Origin of the sequence: Brevundimonas sp. (assembly GCF_041648115.1) — a bacterium.
Lineage (GTDB): Bacteria > Pseudomonadota > Alphaproteobacteria > Caulobacterales > Caulobacteraceae > Brevundimonas.
In genome coordinates, this window is sequence record NZ_JBAZPR010000005.1 from 70,984 (window position 1) to 87,894 (window position 16,911).

23 protein-coding genes are annotated in these 16,911 nt (G+C 68.2%); 17 read left to right on the forward strand and 6 right to left on the reverse strand.

The window, feature by feature from the left end:
• Positions 1 to 16 precede the first annotated feature (16 nt).
• The 5 genes from WC597_RS05860 to WC597_RS05880 all read left to right on the forward strand — a co-directional run bounded on the left by WC597_RS05860 (position 17) and on the right by WC597_RS05880 (position 3,314).
• A complete protein-coding gene (locus WC597_RS05860; protein ID WP_372692367.1) occupies positions 17 to 958 on the forward strand; it encodes an MJ0042-type zinc finger domain-containing protein in 942 nt (313 codons plus the stop codon).
• Positions 951 to 1,484: a phosphoribosyltransferase gene (locus WC597_RS05865; protein WP_372692368.1), complete on the forward strand. Its 534-nt coding sequence runs from the start codon at positions 951 to 953 to the stop codon at positions 1,482 to 1,484. The genes WC597_RS05860 and WC597_RS05865 overlap by 8 nt, the downstream gene beginning before the upstream one ends.
• A 176-nt stretch (positions 1,485 to 1,660) precedes the next feature.
• Positions 1,661 to 2,227 (forward strand): 50S ribosomal protein L21, encoded by a 567-nt coding sequence (gene rplU / locus WC597_RS05870; protein WP_372692369.1) that lies wholly within the window; start codon positions 1,661 to 1,663, stop codon positions 2,225 to 2,227.
• Between the two features lie 97 nt (positions 2,228 to 2,324).
• Positions 2,325 to 2,612 (forward strand): 50S ribosomal protein L27, encoded by a 288-nt coding sequence (gene rpmA, locus WC597_RS05875; protein ID WP_159848772.1) that lies wholly within the window; start codon positions 2,325 to 2,327, stop codon positions 2,610 to 2,612.
• A 168-nt stretch (positions 2,613 to 2,780) separates the two neighbouring features.
• Positions 2,781 to 3,314: a GNAT family N-acetyltransferase gene (locus tag WC597_RS05880; RefSeq protein WP_372692370.1), complete on the forward strand. Its 534-nt coding sequence runs from the start codon at positions 2,781 to 2,783 to the stop codon at positions 3,312 to 3,314.
• A 14-nt stretch (positions 3,315 to 3,328) separates the two neighbouring features.
• Here WC597_RS05880 and WC597_RS05885 read toward each other — a convergent pair whose 3' ends face one another.
• Both WC597_RS05885 and WC597_RS05890 read right to left on the reverse strand, forming a co-directional pair.
• Entirely contained in the window at positions 3,329 to 3,526 is a 198-nt protein-coding gene (locus tag WC597_RS05885) for a hypothetical protein (protein WP_372692371.1), read from the reverse strand.
• Between the two features lie 115 nt (positions 3,527 to 3,641).
• Positions 3,642 to 4,157 carry a hypothetical protein gene (locus WC597_RS05890; protein ID WP_372692372.1) on the reverse strand — a complete coding sequence of 172 codons (516 nt, stop codon included), beginning with the start codon at positions 4,155 to 4,157 and terminating at the stop codon, positions 3,642 to 3,644.
• 177 nt (positions 4,158 to 4,334) lie between these two features.
• Here WC597_RS05890 and WC597_RS05895 point away from each other — a divergent pair, with 177 nt between their 5' ends.
• Together WC597_RS05895 and WC597_RS05900 are read left to right on the forward strand one after the other, a co-directional pair.
• Positions 4,335 to 5,537: a threonine ammonia-lyase gene (locus tag WC597_RS05895; RefSeq protein ID WP_372692373.1), complete on the forward strand. Its 1,203-nt coding sequence runs from the start codon at positions 4,335 to 4,337 to the stop codon at positions 5,535 to 5,537.
• Positions 5,518 to 6,033 carry an FKBP-type peptidyl-prolyl cis-trans isomerase gene (locus tag WC597_RS05900; protein ID WP_372692374.1) on the forward strand — a complete coding sequence of 172 codons (516 nt, stop codon included), beginning with the start codon at positions 5,518 to 5,520 and terminating at the stop codon, positions 6,031 to 6,033. The genes WC597_RS05895 and WC597_RS05900 overlap by 20 nt, the downstream gene beginning before the upstream one ends.
• Positions 6,034 to 6,379: 346 nt before the next feature.
• Here WC597_RS05900 and queG read toward each other — a convergent pair whose 3' ends face one another.
• Positions 6,380 to 7,498 carry a tRNA epoxyqueuosine(34) reductase QueG gene (queG, locus tag WC597_RS05905; protein ID WP_372692375.1) on the reverse strand — a complete coding sequence of 373 codons (1,119 nt, stop codon included), beginning with the start codon at positions 7,496 to 7,498 and terminating at the stop codon, positions 6,380 to 6,382.
• A gap of 167 nt (positions 7,499 to 7,665) precedes the next feature.
• Positions 7,666 to 8,184 (reverse strand): DUF2239 family protein, encoded by a 519-nt coding sequence (locus WC597_RS05910; RefSeq protein ID WP_372692376.1) that lies wholly within the window; start codon positions 8,182 to 8,184, stop codon positions 7,666 to 7,668.
• A 59-nt stretch (positions 8,185 to 8,243) separates the two neighbouring features.
• Between WC597_RS05910 and WC597_RS05915 the strand changes: the two genes are divergently transcribed.
• Positions 8,244 to 8,576: a GIY-YIG nuclease family protein gene (locus tag WC597_RS05915; RefSeq protein WP_372692377.1), complete on the forward strand. Its 333-nt coding sequence runs from the start codon at positions 8,244 to 8,246 to the stop codon at positions 8,574 to 8,576.
• Here WC597_RS05915 and WC597_RS05920 read toward each other — a convergent pair.
• Together WC597_RS05920 and WC597_RS05925 are read right to left on the reverse strand one after the other, a co-directional pair.
• On the reverse strand, positions 8,573 to 9,259 hold the full coding sequence (locus WC597_RS05920) for a glutathione S-transferase family protein (RefSeq protein WP_372692378.1): 687 nt from the start codon (positions 9,257 to 9,259) through the stop codon (positions 8,573 to 8,575). The genes WC597_RS05915 and WC597_RS05920 overlap by 4 nt on opposite strands.
• Before the next feature lie 61 nt (positions 9,260 to 9,320).
• Positions 9,321 to 10,316 (reverse strand): cation diffusion facilitator family transporter, encoded by a 996-nt coding sequence (locus WC597_RS05925; protein ID WP_372692379.1) that lies wholly within the window; start codon positions 10,314 to 10,316, stop codon positions 9,321 to 9,323.
• 131 nt (positions 10,317 to 10,447) lie between these two features.
• Here WC597_RS05925 and WC597_RS05930 point away from each other — a divergent pair, with 131 nt between their 5' ends.
• From WC597_RS05930 to trpA, 9 genes are read left to right on the forward strand one after another with little or no spacing between them, the layout of a single operon-like run.
• Positions 10,448 to 11,248: an undecaprenyl-diphosphate phosphatase gene (locus tag WC597_RS05930; protein WP_372692380.1), complete on the forward strand. Its 801-nt coding sequence runs from the start codon at positions 10,448 to 10,450 to the stop codon at positions 11,246 to 11,248.
• Positions 11,249 to 11,286: 38 nt separating this feature from the next.
• Positions 11,287 to 12,198, forward strand: coding sequence for a class I SAM-dependent methyltransferase (locus WC597_RS05935; RefSeq protein WP_372692381.1), 912 nt, complete (start codon positions 11,287 to 11,289; stop codon positions 12,196 to 12,198).
• Positions 12,199 to 12,230: 32 nt separating this feature from the next.
• Entirely contained in the window at positions 12,231 to 12,980 is a 750-nt protein-coding gene (locus WC597_RS05940; RefSeq protein ID WP_372692382.1) for a pseudouridine synthase, read from the forward strand.
• Between the two features lie 18 nt (positions 12,981 to 12,998).
• Positions 12,999 to 13,262 carry a type II toxin-antitoxin system Phd/YefM family antitoxin gene (locus WC597_RS05945; protein WP_372692383.1) on the forward strand — a complete coding sequence of 88 codons (264 nt, stop codon included), beginning with the start codon at positions 12,999 to 13,001 and terminating at the stop codon, positions 13,260 to 13,262.
• Entirely contained in the window at positions 13,259 to 13,672 is a 414-nt protein-coding gene (locus WC597_RS05950; RefSeq protein ID WP_372692384.1) for a type II toxin-antitoxin system VapC family toxin, read from the forward strand. Before WC597_RS05945 ends, WC597_RS05950 begins: the two co-directional genes overlap by 4 nt.
• Positions 13,669 to 14,310, forward strand: coding sequence for a phosphoribosylanthranilate isomerase (locus WC597_RS05955; protein ID WP_372692385.1), 642 nt, complete (start codon positions 13,669 to 13,671; stop codon positions 14,308 to 14,310). The genes WC597_RS05950 and WC597_RS05955 overlap by 4 nt, the downstream gene beginning before the upstream one ends.
• 50 nt (positions 14,311 to 14,360) lie before the next feature.
• Positions 14,361 to 15,590, forward strand: a complete 1,230-nt coding sequence (gene trpB, locus WC597_RS05960; RefSeq protein ID WP_372692514.1) for a tryptophan synthase subunit beta — start codon at positions 14,361 to 14,363, stop codon at positions 15,588 to 15,590.
• Positions 15,587 to 16,063 (forward strand): hypothetical protein, encoded by a 477-nt coding sequence (locus WC597_RS05965; protein WP_372692386.1) that lies wholly within the window; start codon positions 15,587 to 15,589, stop codon positions 16,061 to 16,063. Before trpB ends, WC597_RS05965 begins: the two co-directional genes overlap by 4 nt.
• On the forward strand, positions 16,060 to 16,902 hold the full coding sequence (trpA, locus tag WC597_RS05970) for a tryptophan synthase subunit alpha (RefSeq protein WP_372692387.1): 843 nt from the start codon (positions 16,060 to 16,062) through the stop codon (positions 16,900 to 16,902). The genes WC597_RS05965 and trpA overlap by 4 nt, the downstream gene beginning before the upstream one ends.
• The last annotated feature ends 9 nt before the right edge of the window (positions 16,903 to 16,911 follow it).

The window sequence follows — 16,911 nt, forward strand, 5'->3', positions numbered from 1 at the left end:
CCTCGCAGTCAGCCACATGATACTGACCTGCCCGGCCTGCGCCACCAGCTATTTCATTCGTGACGACGCGGTCGGGCCGGACGGCCGCAAGGTCCGGTGCCAGTCGTGCGGCGAAGTGTGGCGCGCCACGCCCGACGAGCCGCTGGAACTGACCCTGACGCCCGAGCCGGTCGTCGCCCCCGCCGCTCCCGAACCGGAGCCTGCGCCCACCGCCAGTCTGGCCGAGACGCCCGCTCCCGAACTGCCCCGCGCCTTCCGCGCTCGCGCCGACCGCCAGAAGAAGCTGCGTCGCGCCGCCGCCCACGGCGTCGTCTGGGCGGGCCTGGCCAGCATCTTCATCGGTCTGATCGTGGCGGCCTTCCTGTTCCGGATCGAGATCGTCCAGGCCTTCCCCAAGGCGGCCTCGGCCTACAAATTCTTCGGCGCGACGGTGAACCCGGTCGGGCTGGACTTTGAGGCCCTGACCGCCAAGGCGGCGCCCGGCCATCCCGGCATGGTGGTGGTGTCCGGCGCCATTCGCAATGTGCGCGACGTCGAGATCGTGTCGCCGCCCGTCCGCGTCGCCCTGGTGGACGCCAACGGCGCCGAGGTGGGCTTCAAGATCGTTCAGATCGACGCCGCGCCGGTCTTGCCGGGCAAGGTCCAGGGATTCGCCGCCCTGATCCCCGATCCGGGCGGACACGGCGCCGGCATCGGCGTGGACTTCGCGCCCGCGAAAGCCGCCCCGGCCAAGCCTGCGGCCGGCAATGACGAACATGAGAAGGCGGCGACGCCCGCTCACGCCGCCCCGCTTGCCGACGACCATGCGCCGGCGGGTTCGGCGTCGTCCCAGGGTCTGCGTTCGGCGACGGCCCCCGGCGCCGATGCGCCGAACACTGCGGCGCCGATCGATGCGCGACCCGTGGGGGCGGTGGACAAGGGGCAGGGTGAGGCGGTATCGGCCTCGCATCATGGCTGATCCCTCCCCGACGCCGACCGTTCTTTTGCCCGAGGCCGAGGTGGCGCGCATCGTTGCCGACCTCGCCCAGCGTATCGCCCCGGTGATCGACGACGAGACCGTCGCCGCCGTGCTGCTGACCGGCGGCCTGTGGTTCGCCGCCGACCTGACCCGCGCCCTGTCGCGTGTCGGCCGTAACGTCCGCTTCGACGCCCTGTGGCTGGCCTCTTACGGCGACGAACAGACCAGCCGGGGCCGCATCGACGTCTATGCCCCGTTCCAGCGCCCGATAGCCGGGCGTCGCGTCCTTATACTGGACGACGTGTTCGACACCGGCCTGTCGCTGGCCGAGGCGGTCCGCATCGCCAAAGAGGCCGGCGCGTCCGAGGTCCTGACCTGCGTCTTCGCCAGGAAGCCCTGGCCCGCGCCCCGTGCGCCGGAACCGGACTTCGTCGGCTGGGAGGCGCCGAACCGCTTCCTGGTCGGCTATGGCCTGGACCACGCTGGAACCCTGCGCGGCCTGCCCGACATCTGCGCCCTGGATTGAGTCCGGGGACTGAGGCGTCAGAGGCCGCGACGACGGGGGATAATCCGTCCGGGGCTGAATTTCCGCCGGGTTCGGCGTTGACTCTCAGACACCCTTCCGTATATGTCGCCGCTCTTCGCCGCCCGGGGTGCCCTCGGACGGCGTATCTTTTTTTGCGTTTGCGCTGAGGCTTCAACATGTACGCGGTGATCAAGACCGGCGGCAAGCAGTACCGGGTCCAACCGGGCGACACCATCGTCGTCGAAAAGCTCGACGGCGACGCCGGCTCGGAGCTGAAGTTCGACAGCGTCCTGATGCTGGGCGGCGACAAGGGCGTGACCCTGGGCGCCCCCCTGATCGACGGCGCCTTCGTCGGTGCGACCCTGGTCGAGACCCGCAAGGGTGAGAAGATCAAGATCTTCAAGAAGACCCGTCGCCAGGGCTATCGCCGTACGAACGGCCACCGCCAGATGGAATCGGTCCTGCGCATCACCGGCATCGACGGCGCCGGCGAGACCGCCACGTGGGACGGCACGGTCGATCTGACCACCAAGGCCGAGATCAACCTGCGGGCCCGCAACCTGGCCACGCGCGACGCTTCGTCTTCGCTGGGTTCGACCTCGACGGTCGTGACCGACGTTGACGGCGCCGAGGTCAAGGGCGTCGTGGTCGAGAGCTCGGCTCCCGCCCAAGACTCTGGCAAGAAGGCCCCGGCCAAGAAGAAGGCCGCGCCCAAGGCTGAAGCCGCCGGCGACGAAGCCTAAGACATTCACCGGCGCCTCACGGCGCCAGACAGTTCAGAGTGACGTCCTCAGTAGGCCGAAAGGCCGGTAGGACACTCAAGAAAGACGGAGCGGCAAGATGGCTCACAAGAAATCCGGTGGTTCGTCGCGTAACGGTCGCGACTCCGAGTCGAAGCGCCTTGGCGTGAAGAAGTATGGCGGCGAGCGCGTGCTGGCCGGCAACATCATCGTGCGCCAACGCGGCACCACCTTCCACCCGGGTGAGAACATCGGCATGGGCCGCGACCACACCCTGTTCGCCCTGACGCACGGCGCGGTGAAATTCACCAAGAAAGCGGGCGGCCGTTGTTACGTGTCGATCCTCGCGGCCAATGACGACGCCCAAGTGGCGATGGCCGCCGAGTAACGCGATCTGGACCTTCCTGGATCGGCGTTGCTTCTGAAAGCAGCCGGTCCGGACCAGGGATTATATTCCGCGGGGAGTCTGGATCACCAGGCTCCCCGTTTGCGTTTCCCCGCCTCGAAGACCGTCCGAGCCCTTCAAGGAGACGGTTGAAGATCCGAGGCAACGCCCATGTGCGTCATCGAAACCTCTCCCGTCGTCGAGACCCGGCGCCTGGTGTTGCGTGCGCCCGCGCCCCAGGACGCGCCGCGCATCGCGGCCCTGGCCAACGACCTGGACATCGCGCGCATGACCAAGCGCATGCCCCACCCCTTCCACATCGGCCATGCCGACGACTTCGTGCTGCAGGTGGCGTCTCAGGATCCACGACGGGCCAACACCTTCGTCATCGACCACGAGGACGTCGGCCCGATCGGGGTGATCGGCCTGTTCGAGGGCGAGGATCGCGTGCCGGAGGCGGGTTACTGGATCGGGCGGGAGTATTGGGGCCGGGGCTTCGCTACCGAGGCGCTGGACGCCGCCCTGGTCTGGGCCAGCCGCAAGTGGAAGCGTCGGGCGCTGGTCGCCGGGCATTTCGCCGACAACCCGGCGTCCGGTCGCGTGCTGGAGAAGGCGGGCTTCCTCTACACCGGCGAGACGCGCCGGGCGTGGAGCAAGGCGCGTCGGGCCGAGGCGGACACCCGCATGATGGTCTGGCTGGCTTGAGGGCCAGCCGGGCGTCAGCCGCCGGCCATGGTCGGTCCATAGACGGCGGCGGCGGTGATCAGGCCGACCACCAGCATGGCGCCCGCGCCGGCGATGAAGGTCGCGATGGTCTTGGAACGGCGGCGACGCATGCCGCCGGCCTTATATTTGCGGATGATGACCGACGGCCCTCGCGTAAAGGCCTCGGACCCTATGATGTTGTGTTGGGACATGAAAAGCGCTCCCCGAACTCTCGCACAGAAGCGGCGATCAGTCCGGGGCGCTCGTGGTCAGAAGATGGCGATCCGCGTTACCGCGGTCGCATCTTCGTGACATGGCTCTATCGGGTCACAGGGTGACGGTGACGACCCGGCCGCCGCGCGTCTGAACCGACCGCATCAGCACCAGGGGCGCATCGCCCGACGTCACGGGCACGATCAGGAACCAGCCGCCGTCGGGCAGGCCGTCAAAGCGGACCCGCCCGTTCTCGCAGCGTTCCGAGCGGACATAGCTGCTGTAGTTGGCGTTGGCGTCCGGCACGGTGCGGGCGCGGACCACGGCGGCTGGGACGGCGGCGCGCTCGGTGGAGCCGTACAGGGTGCGGAAGCGGGCGCGGGTGTAGGGGGTGTCCGGCGTCAGGCCGGCCGAGCCGACGCAGGAGAAGGTCTTGCCATCCTGGGCGAAGGCGACCTGGCCCTGGATACTGTTGCGGCCGGGCATCTGGGACCAGCCGAAATCGCTCTCGTTGAAGGCGGCGGGGCCACCGTTCGGCAGGCCGCCGCCGGTCGTGGGCGCACAGGCCGAAAGGGCTGCGGCGGCGAGGGCCAGTGCGAGGCCGGGCGCGGCGAAGGGGCGGATCGACATAGGGGGCTTCTCCGATGATCGTCACGGTCGCGGGGGACGACCAAGCCCACTATCGCACGACCCGGCACTCGACTTCCACGGTCAACATGCCCGCCTCTGGACCCCGGCCCGACAACGCGCGAAACAGGCCCGACAACGCGCCCATTCGTCGAGGCGCGACAGCTCGGAAACGCCCGCATGACCGTCACCTTCGCCGACATCCAAGCCGCCCGCGCCCGTATCGCAGGCCAGGTCGACCACACCCCGACCCGCTATTCCCGCAAGCTGTCGCAGCTGACCGGGGCCGAGGTCTGGGTCAAGTTCGACAACCTGCAATTCACCGGCAGCTTCAAGGAGCGGGGCGCCCTGAACCGGCTGCTGATGCTGACGCCGGACGAGCGCAGGCGCGGGGTGGTGGCGGCCAGCGCCGGCAACCACGCCCAGGCCCTGGCCTATCACGGGGGACGACTGGGCGTGCCGGTCACCATCGTGATGCCCGAGGGCACGCCCTTCGCCAAGATCAACGGCACGCGCTCGCATGGGGCGACCGTGGTGATCGAGGGGCTGGACTTCACCGGCTCGACCGAGGAGGCCAAGCGGCTGGAGGCGGAAAAGGGCTATGTCTTCGTCTCGGCCTTCGACGACGCGGGCATCGTGGCGGGCCAGGGGGTCTGCGCGATCGAGTTCCTGGAGGATGCGCCCGAGGTCGAGGCCCTGATCATCCCCATCGGCGGCGGCGGGCTGATCGCCGGCTGCGCCATTGCGGCCAAGGCGATGAAGCCGGACATCAAGGTGTTTGGGGTCGAGGCCGCGCGCTATCCGTCCTTCACTGCGCGCCGGGCCGGTCTGCCGCCGGTCTGCACCGGCCAGACCATCGCCGAGGGCATCGCCATCAAGGCGGTGGGCGACATCCCCTTCGCCCTCGCCGACCCGCTGGTGGACGAGGTCTTCGTCTGCGAGGAGGCGGACTTCGAACGGGCCGTCGCCCACTACGTCACCTATGAGAAGACGGTGTCCGAGGGCGCGGGCGCCGGCGGCCTGGCGGCCCTGCTGGCCTATCCCGAGCGGTTCAAGGGGATGAAGGTCGGGCTGGAGCTGTGCGGCGGAAACATCGACGCGCGGATGCTGGCCGTGGTGCTGAACCGCGAGATGGTCCGTGAACGGAGGTTGCTGGTTTACCGCATCCTGGGCGACGATCGGCCGGGCATGCTTTCGGCCATGGCGGCGGTGATCGGGGGGCTAGGCGGCAACATCATCGACGTGGTCCACAACCGCCTGGCGCTGGACGTGCCGGCCAAGGGCGCCGAGTTCGACATCATGGTCGAAACGCGCGATAGCGCCCACGCCGACGAGATCGGCGAGGCCTTGAAGGAACGCGGCTATGAACTTCGGATGGGGTAAGGCGGCAATCGTCGCGGCCTTCTTGCTGGCGGGCTGCGGCCAGGCCGAGCCGGTCGATCCGAACGCGGGCAAGGCCGAGGCAGTCGCCTTCATGGCCGAGAACGCCAAGGCCGAGGGCGTCGTGACCCTGCCCAGCGGCCTGCAATACAAGGTGGTGCAGGCGGGGCCGGCGAGCGGCGTCAGCCCGGACCGCAACGACCTGGTCAAGGTCGATTACGAGGGCAAGCTGGTCGACAACAGCGTGTTCGACAGCTCGTTCGCGCGCGGCGCGCCGGCCGTTTTCACGCCCGAGGAAGTGGTCAAGGGCTGGACCGAGGCGCTGCAGAAGATGCGCGTCGGCGACGAATGGCTGCTCTATGTGCCGCCCGAGCTGGGCTATGGCGAACGCAGCAGCCCCAAGATCCCGGCGAACTCGGTGCTGATCTTCCGGCTGAAACTGCTGGACGTGGCCAAGGTGCCGGGCGGAGGTTCGGGTGCTGCGACGGCGATGGGGTGAGGACCACTGTCTCCTCCCTGCGAAGCGGGGAGGTGGCGCGGCGCCGCTTGGCGACGTGACGGAGGGGTTCTGCGATGCATCGCAGGCGTCTGTGGGGCTTCAAGAGCCCCTCCACCGCTTCGCGGTCCCCCTCCCCGCGAAGCGGGGAGGAGACGGAAAGTGCACTGCAAATTTTTTGAGTTCACTTTAGTGCAGATTTTTGCGAGCGACTTGCAGTCCTGTCGTTGGGCGGATGTCAAAGACCAAGGCAGCATCATAACCCAGCGCGCATGGGCGATAAGGTAGCGGTCGCTGGTCCGCTTCAGAGTATTGAAATTGCTTATGTTTGGTGCGGCAAATACGCTGGCTAGGTGGTTTCGAGCCGCCGCCATTCCACCAATACCTGCGGATCGATCTCGTCCGTCGCGCTGGCCAGAGCCGCGAATTCGCCGGGGGATGTCAGTCGCGACAGGGCCCAGACGGCGGCGCCGCGCACCAGGGGCGAGGGGTCGGCCAGCAGGGCTTTCGTCGGGCCGATCAGGCTCGCGTCGCCCGAGTTGCCGACGGCGTAGAGGACGTTCCTGAGGAAGCGGTCGCGACCGATGCGCTTGACCGGGCTCTTGGTGAACAGGACGCGGAAGGCGGCGTCGTCGAGCGCCAGCAGGTCATGCAGGCGTGGGCTTTCGAAGACTTCGCGCGGCATGAGCCGGATCTCGCGCGCTTCCTGCGCGAACTTGTTCCACGGGCAGACCGCCAGACAGTCGTCGCAGCCATAGATGCGCGATCCGGTCAGGGTGCGGAACTCGACCGGCCAGGGGTCGGCGAACTCGATGGTCAGATAGGACAGGCAGCGCCGGGCGTCGAGCTGGAACGGGGCGGGGAAGGCCTTGGTCGGGCAGGCGTCCAGACAGGCGGTGCAACGGCCGCAGTGTTCGGTCTCGGCCGCGTCCGGCTCGATCTCGGCGGCGGTCAGGATGGTCCCCAGGAACAGCCAGTTGCCGTGGGTGCGGCTGAGAAGATTGGTGTGTTTGCCCTGCCAGCCCAGGCCGGCGCGCTGGGCCAGCGGCTTTTCCATCAGGGGGGCGGTGTCGACGAAGACCTTGATGTCGGCGCCGTTACGGGCCGCGATCTGGCCCGCCAGCTGTTTCAGCCGGCCCTTGATGACCTCATGATAGTCGTCGCCGCGCGCATAGACCGAGATGTATCCGGCCGAACGGTCGGCCAGTTGGTCCAGCGGGTTCTCCTCGGGGCCGTAGTTCATGCCCAGGACGATGGCGGTCCTGGCCTCGTCCCACATGGCGGTGGGGTGCTGGCGGCGATCCAGCGTCGTTTCCATCCATTCCATGTCGCCATGCCGGCCTTCGTCCACGAAATGCCGCAGCCGCTCGCCCGCCGGCCAGGCATCGGCCGCCGAGGCGAAACGGCAGACATCGAAGCCGAGCTCGGCCGCGCGCTGGCGGATGAAGGTTTTCAGGCGTTCGGACACGGGGCGGGGGATAGCATGAAGTCTCCTCCCTGCGGAGCGGGGAGGTGGCGCGGCGCGTCTTCGCGCCGTGACGGAGGGGTTCTTCAACGCATCCCAGGCGCCAGTGGGACTTCAAGAGCCCCTCCACCGCTTCGCGGTCCCCCTCCCCACAAGTGGGGAGGAGACGGTCATTCGCCGTCGAACAGTTCAAGGATCTGGGCCTGGATGTCGCTGGGCCAAGGCGTGATCAGGGCGGCGAGCCGGTCGCGGTCGCCTGAAAAGAGGGCGCGGCTGGCCTCTTCGAAGCCGGGGGCGTCGCCGGCCATCTCGACCATGAAGCCATAGGCGGCGTCGGTGCGGCGGCGGCGCGCATCGTCGTCGACACCGGTCTTGCGGGCCTGCTCCACCAGACGGCGCAGGGCGGCCGAGGCGCCGCCGGGCTGGGCCGCCAGCCAGTCCCAGTGACGGGGCAGAAGCGTGACCTCGCGCGCGGCGACGCCCAGGCGCGGCCGGCCACGCCGGGGCGGGGGCGCCGGTCGCAGATCGAGATCGACGGCGCGCCCGGTTTGAAGGTCGAAGACGCGAAGCGCGGCCTGTGGCGAGGCCGACAGGGCGGTTTGGAAGGCGGCCGACACCACGGCTTCGGACCCCTTGGCGATCCGGTCGGGGCCGTCGAACAGCACCAGTCGGCGAATCTCGTCGTCCATATATTTACCCGGATAAAATTAGCGGATAGGATAATACCCGGATAATAAGGAAAGCCATCATGACCGCAAGCCGCAAGAGCCTGATCGCCGAATACAAGGAGCGGGTGACCATCGCCGGCGTCTATGCCGTGATCTGCAGCGCGACGGGCCAGGCCTGGGTTGGCAAGAGCCGCCACATCGACACCGAACAGAACGGCCTGTGGTTCGCGCTGCGCCACGGCGGCAGTCCGTATCGGTCGCTTCAGGCGGCGTGGAAGGCGCACGCGCCCGAGGATTTCCGCTTCGAACAGCTGGACCGCCTGCCGGAGGACATCTCCGATCTGCGGCGCAAGGATGAGTTGGTCAGTCGCGCCAAGCTGTGGATCGCACGGCTGGGCGCCGAGGCGCTTTAAAAGTCCAGGTCCGCATACCATCCCGACGGCGGCACGCCGACGAAGCGGTCGGCGAGCAGGGGGCGGAAGCAGGGGCGGGATTTGAGCTTGGAATACCAGGTCTTCAGACCGGGCCAGGTCTTCCACTGGATCTCGCCGAAATAGTCGAGCACCGACAGGTGGGCGGCGGCGATCAGGTCGGCCTGGCTGAGGCGGCGGCCGGCCAGCCAGTCGCGGGCGGCGACCAGGTCCTCCAGCATGGCGAGATGGGCTTTCAGGGCGTCGCGACCCTCGCGCAGGGCGCGCGCCTCGGGTGGGCCGAGCTTGAGCAGGGGTTTCTCCATCCGCTCGTGCAGCAGGACCGAGTCCACCTCGTCGGTGAAGCGACGCTCGAACCAGCCGGTCAGGCGGCGCGCCTCGGCGCGTTCGGCGAGGTCGGCGGGCAGCAGCAGCGGCCCCTTCTGCTGATCCTCGATCCAGCCCAGGACGGCGGGCAGTTCGCACAGGACCAGGGGACGGCCGCGATCCATCGTCTGGATCACCGGCGGCAGGCCCGACGGATTGAAGTCGTTGACCGGGCAGTCGGCCTCCCACGGACGGACCGGGGTGTCGGTCCATTCGATCCGCGCCTCGCCCAGGGCCAGGCGCGCGGCGCGCGAGGCGGGCTGGAAGGCGAAGTGGAAGAGAACGCAGGGGTCGGCCATCAGGGGTTGATGCGCCCGGACCCGTTAATGCGCGTTTACTGCATTGAAATTGGACGCAAGGTCAGGACCAGGGGCCCTTTGGCGCGGGGCCGGTAGGGGTCTCGACGGCTTTGGTTTCGGCCGGCGCCGCCGCAGGGATGACGGGCGTTTCCACCTGCGGACGGGCACGGCCGCGCGGGTCGGCGTGGATCAGGATGTCGGCGGCGGGATAGTGGCTCAGCACCCGGTTCTCGGCGGCGACAACGATGGCGTGGGCGGCGTCCAGCGTCTGGGCGCCGTCCAGGTCGACGTGCATCTGAATCATCATCACTTGGCCGGCCATGCGGGTGCGCAGCTGATGCACGCCCGAGACGCGGGGGTCGGCCAGGACGGCCTGGGTGATGGCGGCGCGGTCGGCCTCGGGCACGGCGCGGTCCAGCAGGTGATCGGCGGCGGCCTTCAGCATGCCGGTGGCGCCCCAGAACAGCCAGACGGCGACGACGATGCCGGCCGCCGCATCAAGCCCCGGCGCGCCCAGGAAGGCGCCCGAGATCACGCCGATCAGCACCACGACGTTCGCCGCCAGATCGGCCGTATAGTGGGCGCGGTCGCCGGCGACGGCGAGGGAGCCGGTCTTCTTTAGAGCCTGGGTCTGCATCCACACCAACCAGGCGGTGACGGCGATGGCGACGACCATGATCCCGGTCGCCCAGACGCCCGAGGTCACGGGACGCGGGTCGAAGATGCGCTGCAGCCCCTCCCAGCCGATGAACAGGGCCGAGGCGAACACCAGCCCGGCCTGGACCAGGGCGGACAGGGCCTCGCCCTTGCCGTGGCCGTAGCGATGATCCTCGTCCGGCGGGGCGGCGGCCCAGCGCACGGCGAAGAAGGTCGTCAGGGACGCCGCCAGATCCAGCACCGAATCCGCCAGTGTCGCCAGGATGGAGACAGAGCCGGAGGCGCCGAGCGCAAACGCCTTCATGGCGATCAGCACCACCGCGACCCCGACCGACAGGCGAGTGATGCGCCGCGTGGCCAGGTGGGCGTCTTCCAGGGGTGCGGGGGCGGGCGTCGTCATATGCGGCCTCTTCTCGCGCAATCATGGCGGAAAGCCAACCGCTCGCCATCCTCTCGCCTAATCGGGGACGGTTGGTCTAAGGGTGAGGCGAACCGGGCGCGTCGTGATCCCGGACCTGTTTCGGGGTTTTCATGTCGGACTGGCTGGCGGCCATCATCCTGGGTCTGGTCGAGGGGCTGACCGAGTTCATTCCGGTCTCGTCCACGGGCCATATGCTGCTGCTGGGCCATTTCATGGGCTTCGAGAGTTCGGGCAAAACGTTCGAGATCGTGATCCAGCTGGGCGCGCTGCTGGCCATCATCAGCGTGTATTTCAGGAAGCTGTGGACCCTGGCGACGCGGTGGCCGTTCGACCCGGAGGCGCGGCGGTTCCTGATCGGCCTGTTGGTCGCATTCGCGCCGGCGGCGGTGATCGGCTTCTTCGCCTATGACTTCATCAAGACGGTGCTGTTCGAAACGCCGCAGGTGGTGTGCATCGCCCTGATCGTCGGCGGGGTGATCCTGCTGGCGCTGGACCGGATGGACAAGCGGCCGAAATGGCTGGACGCCGAGGCCTATCCGATGCGGATCTATTTCCTGATCGGCCTGGCCCAGTGTCTGGCCATGATCCCCGGCGTGTCGCGGTCCGGCGCCACCATCGCCGGCGGCCTGCTGTTGAAGACCGACAAGCGGTCGGCGGCCGAGTTCAGCTTCTTTCTGGCCCTGCCGACCATGGGGGCGGCGGTGGCCTATGACCTGCTGAAGAACCACAAGACGCTGGATTTCAGCGACGTGGGCCTGATCGTTGTGGGCTTCGTCGTGGCCTTCGTTTCGGCCCTGGCGGTGGTGCGGTTCCTGCTGGATTTTGTGTCGCGTCGCGGCTTCGGCGTCTTCGCCTGGTGGCGGATCGTGGTCGGGGTCGTGGGGCTGGCCCTGCTGCAGGCGGGGTTCTGAGGCTGGTCCCCGACGCCTTCACCCTCTAAGGGCGGGGCATGACCACGCTTATCTATGGCCGTCCGCCGGTCGTCTTCGATCCTCCTGGCGATGCGACCCAGACCTCGCCCCTGATCCCCAATTCCGCTGCGCTGGAGGCGCAGGACCCCGGCTCTGCCGATACGATCATGATCTACGCCCCGCCCGGCGTGCTGGAGCGGCGCTATGTCCTGGCCTTGGCGCTGAGGGCTCTGAAGGTCGGCGGACGGCTGGACGTGATGGCGCCCAAGGACAAGGGCGGCTCTCGCCTGGGCAAGGAGCTGAAGGCGTTCGGCGTCGAGGTCGCCGAAACGGCCAAGGCCCACCACCGGCGCTGCATCGTCATCAAGCCCGATACGGCCGGGGGGCTGGACGCGGCCGTCGAGGCCGCCATCGCGGCAGGTGGGCCGCAGTTCGTTCCGGGACTGGAGGCCTGGTCGCAGCCGGGCGTGTTCGCCTGGGACCGGATCGATCCGGGGTCGGCGCTGCTGGCTGAACACCTGCCGCCGATGAAGGGCGAGGGAGTCGATCTGGGCTGCGGCTATGGGGCGCTGGCGACGGTGGTGCTGCGTTCTCCGGCGGTGACCAGGCTGAAGCTGGTCGATCTGGACCGCCGCGCCATCCGCGCCGCGCGCGAGAACATCACCGACGAGCGCGCCAAGGTCTGGTGGTCGGACGCCCGCACCCTGGAGGCCAAGGGCGACAAGGATTTCGTGGTCAGCAATCCGCCCTTCCACGACGGCGGCGCCGAGGACCGGCGGCTGGGCCAGGCCTTCATCCGCAAGGCGGCGGAACTGTTGAAAAAGGGCGGCGTCGCCTGGGTCGTCGCCAACCGGCACCTGCCCTATGAGGCGGAATTGAACGCGGCGTTCAAGCGGGTGCGGCTGGTCGCCGAGGCGGGTGGCTACAAGCTGTTCGAGGCGGTGAAGTGACCGCGCTCAAGCAGGCCGAAGGGCGGTAGCGCATGACGAAAACTTCCACATCCCGCGTCGACCGTCTGCTGGGTTCGATGGGTTACGGCTCGCGGGCCGAGATGGCGCGGATGGCCAAGGCGGGCGGGATCGTGCTGGACGGGGCGGATCTGACGGATGTGTCAAAACGCATCCCTGTGACCCGCGACCTGCCGACCCGGATGGAGATCGACGGCCAGCCGCTGGACCCCGTGCAGGGGCTGGTGATCATGCTGAACAAGCCGCTGGGCATGACCTGTTCGCACAAGGAGGAGGGCGCGCTGGTCTATGACATCCTGCCGGGGCGGTGGCGGGCGCGCGATCCGGCCATTTCGACCATCGGGCGACTGGACAAGCAGACGACGGGCCTGCTGCTGCTGACCGACGACGGCGACCTGCTGCACCGGGTGATTTCGCCAAAACGCCATGTGACCAAGGTCTATCGCGCCGGGCTGGCGCGGCCGCTGGTCGGGACGGAAGGCGATCTGTTCGCCGCCGGGGAGTTGATCCTGGAGGGCGAGGACAAGCCGCTGGCGCCGGCGGTGCTGGAAGTCGTGACGCCGACCGAGGCCCTGCTGACGGTGACGGAGGGGCGCTATCACCAGGTGCGGCGCATGTTCGCCGCCGCCGGCAACCACGTCGAGACCCTGCACCGCGAGCGTATGGGCGGGCTGGCCCTGCCGGCTGATCTGGCGCTTGGACAGTGGCGGCTTCTGGCGCCGGATGAGATCGCGTCGATCTTCGAGGAGCCGACCGGGGCCTGATTGGACATTTGGCGGCAGATGGCTATCTTGATGGCCATGTCCAGCTATTCCGTCGCCGAAGCCAAGAACAACCTGCCCAAGCTGCTGGATCGCATGCTGGCGGGAGAGGCCGTGACCATCACGCGGCGCGGCGTGCCCGTGGCGCGGCTTGAACCGACGCAGGAGGTTGAACCGACGTCAGGGCCGATGGACATGGACTGGCTGAAACGGGTGCGGATCAAATCGGAAGCGTCGATGGACTCGGTGACGCTTTTGCGCCGGATGCGGGACGAAGAGATTTGACCGTCTATCTGGACACCAGCGTCCTGATGTCCCTGTTTCAGACCGACAAGCACACTGAGCGCGCTTCGGCCTGGATCGCGGGTGTCGATGCGTTCGTCATGAGCAGTTGGACTCTCACAGAGTTTTCCTCCGCCTTGGCGGTGAAGACGCGTATGCGCAATTTGCGCGACAGGGATCGGCGCGAGTTCGAACTGCAACTGGACCAATGGTTGAGAGGCAGGGTCGTCCTTTCTGTGGTTGACGGTGACATGGTGGAAGCGCGGCGCCTGGTGAAGAACGACGTGAGATTGCGCGCGCCCGATGCGCTTCATCTCGCGCTGGCGGCGAGGCATGGCTATAGCCTCGCGACACTGGACGAGGACATGGCCAAGGTCGCGACCGACATCGGTCTGACGGTGATCGCGCCATGACGGCCAAGATCAAGATCTGTGGGCTGACCACGCCGGACACGCTCGATGTCGCGCTGGAGGGCGGGGCGGACTTCGTGGGGGCGGTGGTGTTTGCGAAAAGCCCGCGCCATCTCGCGCCCGAAGCCGCCGCTGCCCTTTTCGAGCGGGCGCGGGGGCGGGCGAAGATCGTGGCGGTGACGGTCGATCCCGACGACGCCCTGCTGGACGAGATCGCGCGGGTGTTGAGGCCCGACTTCATTCAGCTGCACGGGGCCGAGACGCCGGCACGGGCGGAACGGGTGCGGGCCCTGACGGGTGCGGGGGTGATCAAGGCCCTGCCGATCCGGCACGGCGACGACTTCGCCGCCGCCAGCGAGTGGGACTATCACGCCGATCATCTGATGTTCGACGCTAGGCCACCTGAGGGGTCGGTGCTGCCCGGCGGGGTAGGGCATAGTTTCGACTGGACCCTGCTGGCGGACCGGGCGTTTCGCCATCCGTGGTTCCTGGCGGGCGGGCTGAATCCGGACAATGTGGCCGAGGCGCTGAGGATCACAGGCGCGCCGATGGTGGACGTGTCCTCTGGCGTGGAAAGCGCGCCGGGTGTTAAGGACGCCGACCGGATCGCGGCCTTCATCCAAAACGCGCGCCGGTCGTAATTACGACGCCTCTCCGCGTGAAAGTCGAACCCGTGAACGCCCAGACCCCCATCCAAGCCCCCGATCCCGCCCAGCCGTTGTCGAACACCTACGCCTGGCCGGATGCGCAGGGGCGGTTCGGTCCCTATGGCGGGCAGTTCGTCGCCGAGACCCTGATGCCGCTGATCCACGAACTGGACGCGGCCTATAAGGCGGCCAAGGCGGACCCCAGTTTCCAGGCGGAGCTGGACAGCTTCCTGACCCACTATGTCGGTCGCGAGAGCCCGCTGTATTTCGCCGAGCGGCTGACCGAGCATTTCGGCGGGGCCAACATCTGGCTGAAGCGCGAGGACCTGAACCACACGGGCGCGCACAAGATCAACAACTGCATGGGCCAGATCCTGCTGGCGCGGCGCATGGGCAAGACGCGGATCATCGCCGAGACCGGCGCGGGTCAGCATGGCGTGGCCTCGGCGACCGTCTCGGCGCGGTTCGGTTTGCCCTGCACCGTCTATATGGGCGCGGTGGACGTGGAGCGGCAGCAGCCGAACGTGTTCCGCATGCGCCTGCTGGGTTCGGAAGTCTTCTCCGTCACGGCCGGGGCCGCGACCCTGAAGGACGCGATGAACGAGGCGATGCGCGACTGGGTCACCAACGTCTCGGACACCTATTACATCATCGGCACGGCGGCGGGTCCGCACCCCTATCCAGCCATGGTGCGCGATTTCCAGTCGGTGATCGGCAAGGAGATCAAGAGCCAGTCGATGGCCCAGATGGGCAAGCTGCCCGAGGCGGTGGTGGCCTGTATCGGCGGGGGATCGAACGCCATCGGCGCCTTCCACCCCTTCATCGAGGACGAGGCCGTGCGCCTGATCGGCGTCGAGGCGGCAGGCCACGGGCTGGATACGCCGGACCACGCGGCGTCGCTGAAGGGCGGCCGCTCGGGCGTCCTGCACGGCAACCGCACCTATCTGCTGCAGGACGAAGACGGCAACATCGTCGAGGGGCATTCGATCTCGGCCGGGCTGGACTATCCGGGCATCGGGCCGGAGCACGCGTGGCTGCATGACATCGGTCGGGCGGAATATCGTTCGGCGACGGACAATGAGGCGCTGGAGGCCTTCCAGCTGTGCTCGAAGCTGGAAGGCATCATTCCGGCGCTGGAACCGGCCCATGCGCTTGCACGGACCGGCGAAGTGGCGCGCGAAGTCGGCAAGGGCGGGGATGTCGTGCTGCTGATGTCGGGCCGGGGCGACAAGGACATCTTCCAGGTCGCCAAACATCTGGGAGTGGAACTGTGATCCGTAGCCTTCTGGCGGCGACCGCCGCGCTCGCCCTGTCCACCGCCGCCGTTCAGGCCCAGACGCCGGCTCCGGCTCCGGCTGCGCCGCAAGGCGGCCCAGCCGATGTCGGTCTGCTGCCCGGTGCAGAGCTGTCGGCCGATTGCGGCGGGCTGAACAATCTGACGGGCCGGGCGTATTGCGTGACGGCGCAATTGGGACAGGTAGGCGCGCTGGCCGACGCCTATATCGCCGACCTCGCGTCCAAGAATTGGCTGGCGGCGGGCGGCGACGAGAACCGCGTGGTCTTCATCAAGCGCCGCGAGGGCGGCGGCTGCGACGGCATGCAGATGGTCGCCTTCTACGACACGTCCAAGACCGCCGTCGCCGAACTGCCCGCCTATCTGGGCTTCGCCACCATTCCAGGCGACGTCTGCGCGGCTGCTGCTGCTGCGACGCCGCCTGCCGCTCCCGCCGGATCGCCGCAGCAATGACCACCGCCCGTATCGACGCGCGCTTTGCGGCGCTGAAGGCTGAGGGCCGTGCGGCCTTCATTCCCTATGTGATGGGGGGCGATCCGTCGCGCGAAGAGGCGCTGGCGATCCTGAAAGGCCTGCCCGCCGCCGGGGCCGACATCATCGAACTGGGCTTTCCGTTCAGCGACCCAATGGCCGAGGGGCCCCCGATCCAGAAGGCGGCGATCCGGGGTCTGGCGGCCGGGTTCGGCCTGCGTTCGACGATGGATCTGGCCAAGGAATTCCGCAAAGGCGACGACGCCACGCCCATCGTGCTGATGGGCTATCTGAATCCGATCGAGAGCCTGGGCTATGACGCCTTCGCCGCCTATGCGGCTGACTGCGGCATCGACGGGCTGATCGTCGTGGACTGCCCGCCGGAAGAGGCCGGTCCGCTGATCGAGGCGCTGGACAAGACAGCGATCTCGCTGATCCGCCTGGCGACGCCGACATCTGACGATGCGCGGCTGAAGATCGTGGTCCAGGGCACGTCGGGCTTCGTCTATTACGTCGCCGTGGCGGGCGTGACGGGCGTCAAGGAAGCCCAGGCCGATGTCGTGGCGCCGGCGGTCGAGCGGGTGCGCAAGGCCTCGGGCTTGCCGGTCGCGGTCGGGTTCGGGGTCAAGACGCCGGAACGGGCCGCCGAGATCGCCCGCGTGGCGGACGCGGTGGTGGTTGGCTCGGCCCTGGTGGACGAGGTGGCGGCGGCGCTGGCGGCGAACGAACCGGCCGCGCCGCGCGTTCTGGCCAGGGTCAAGGCGCTGGGCGACGCGGTTCGGTCCGTGCGCACTGGTGCATCCCTGGCGGAAACCGTCTAAGAGCCCGCC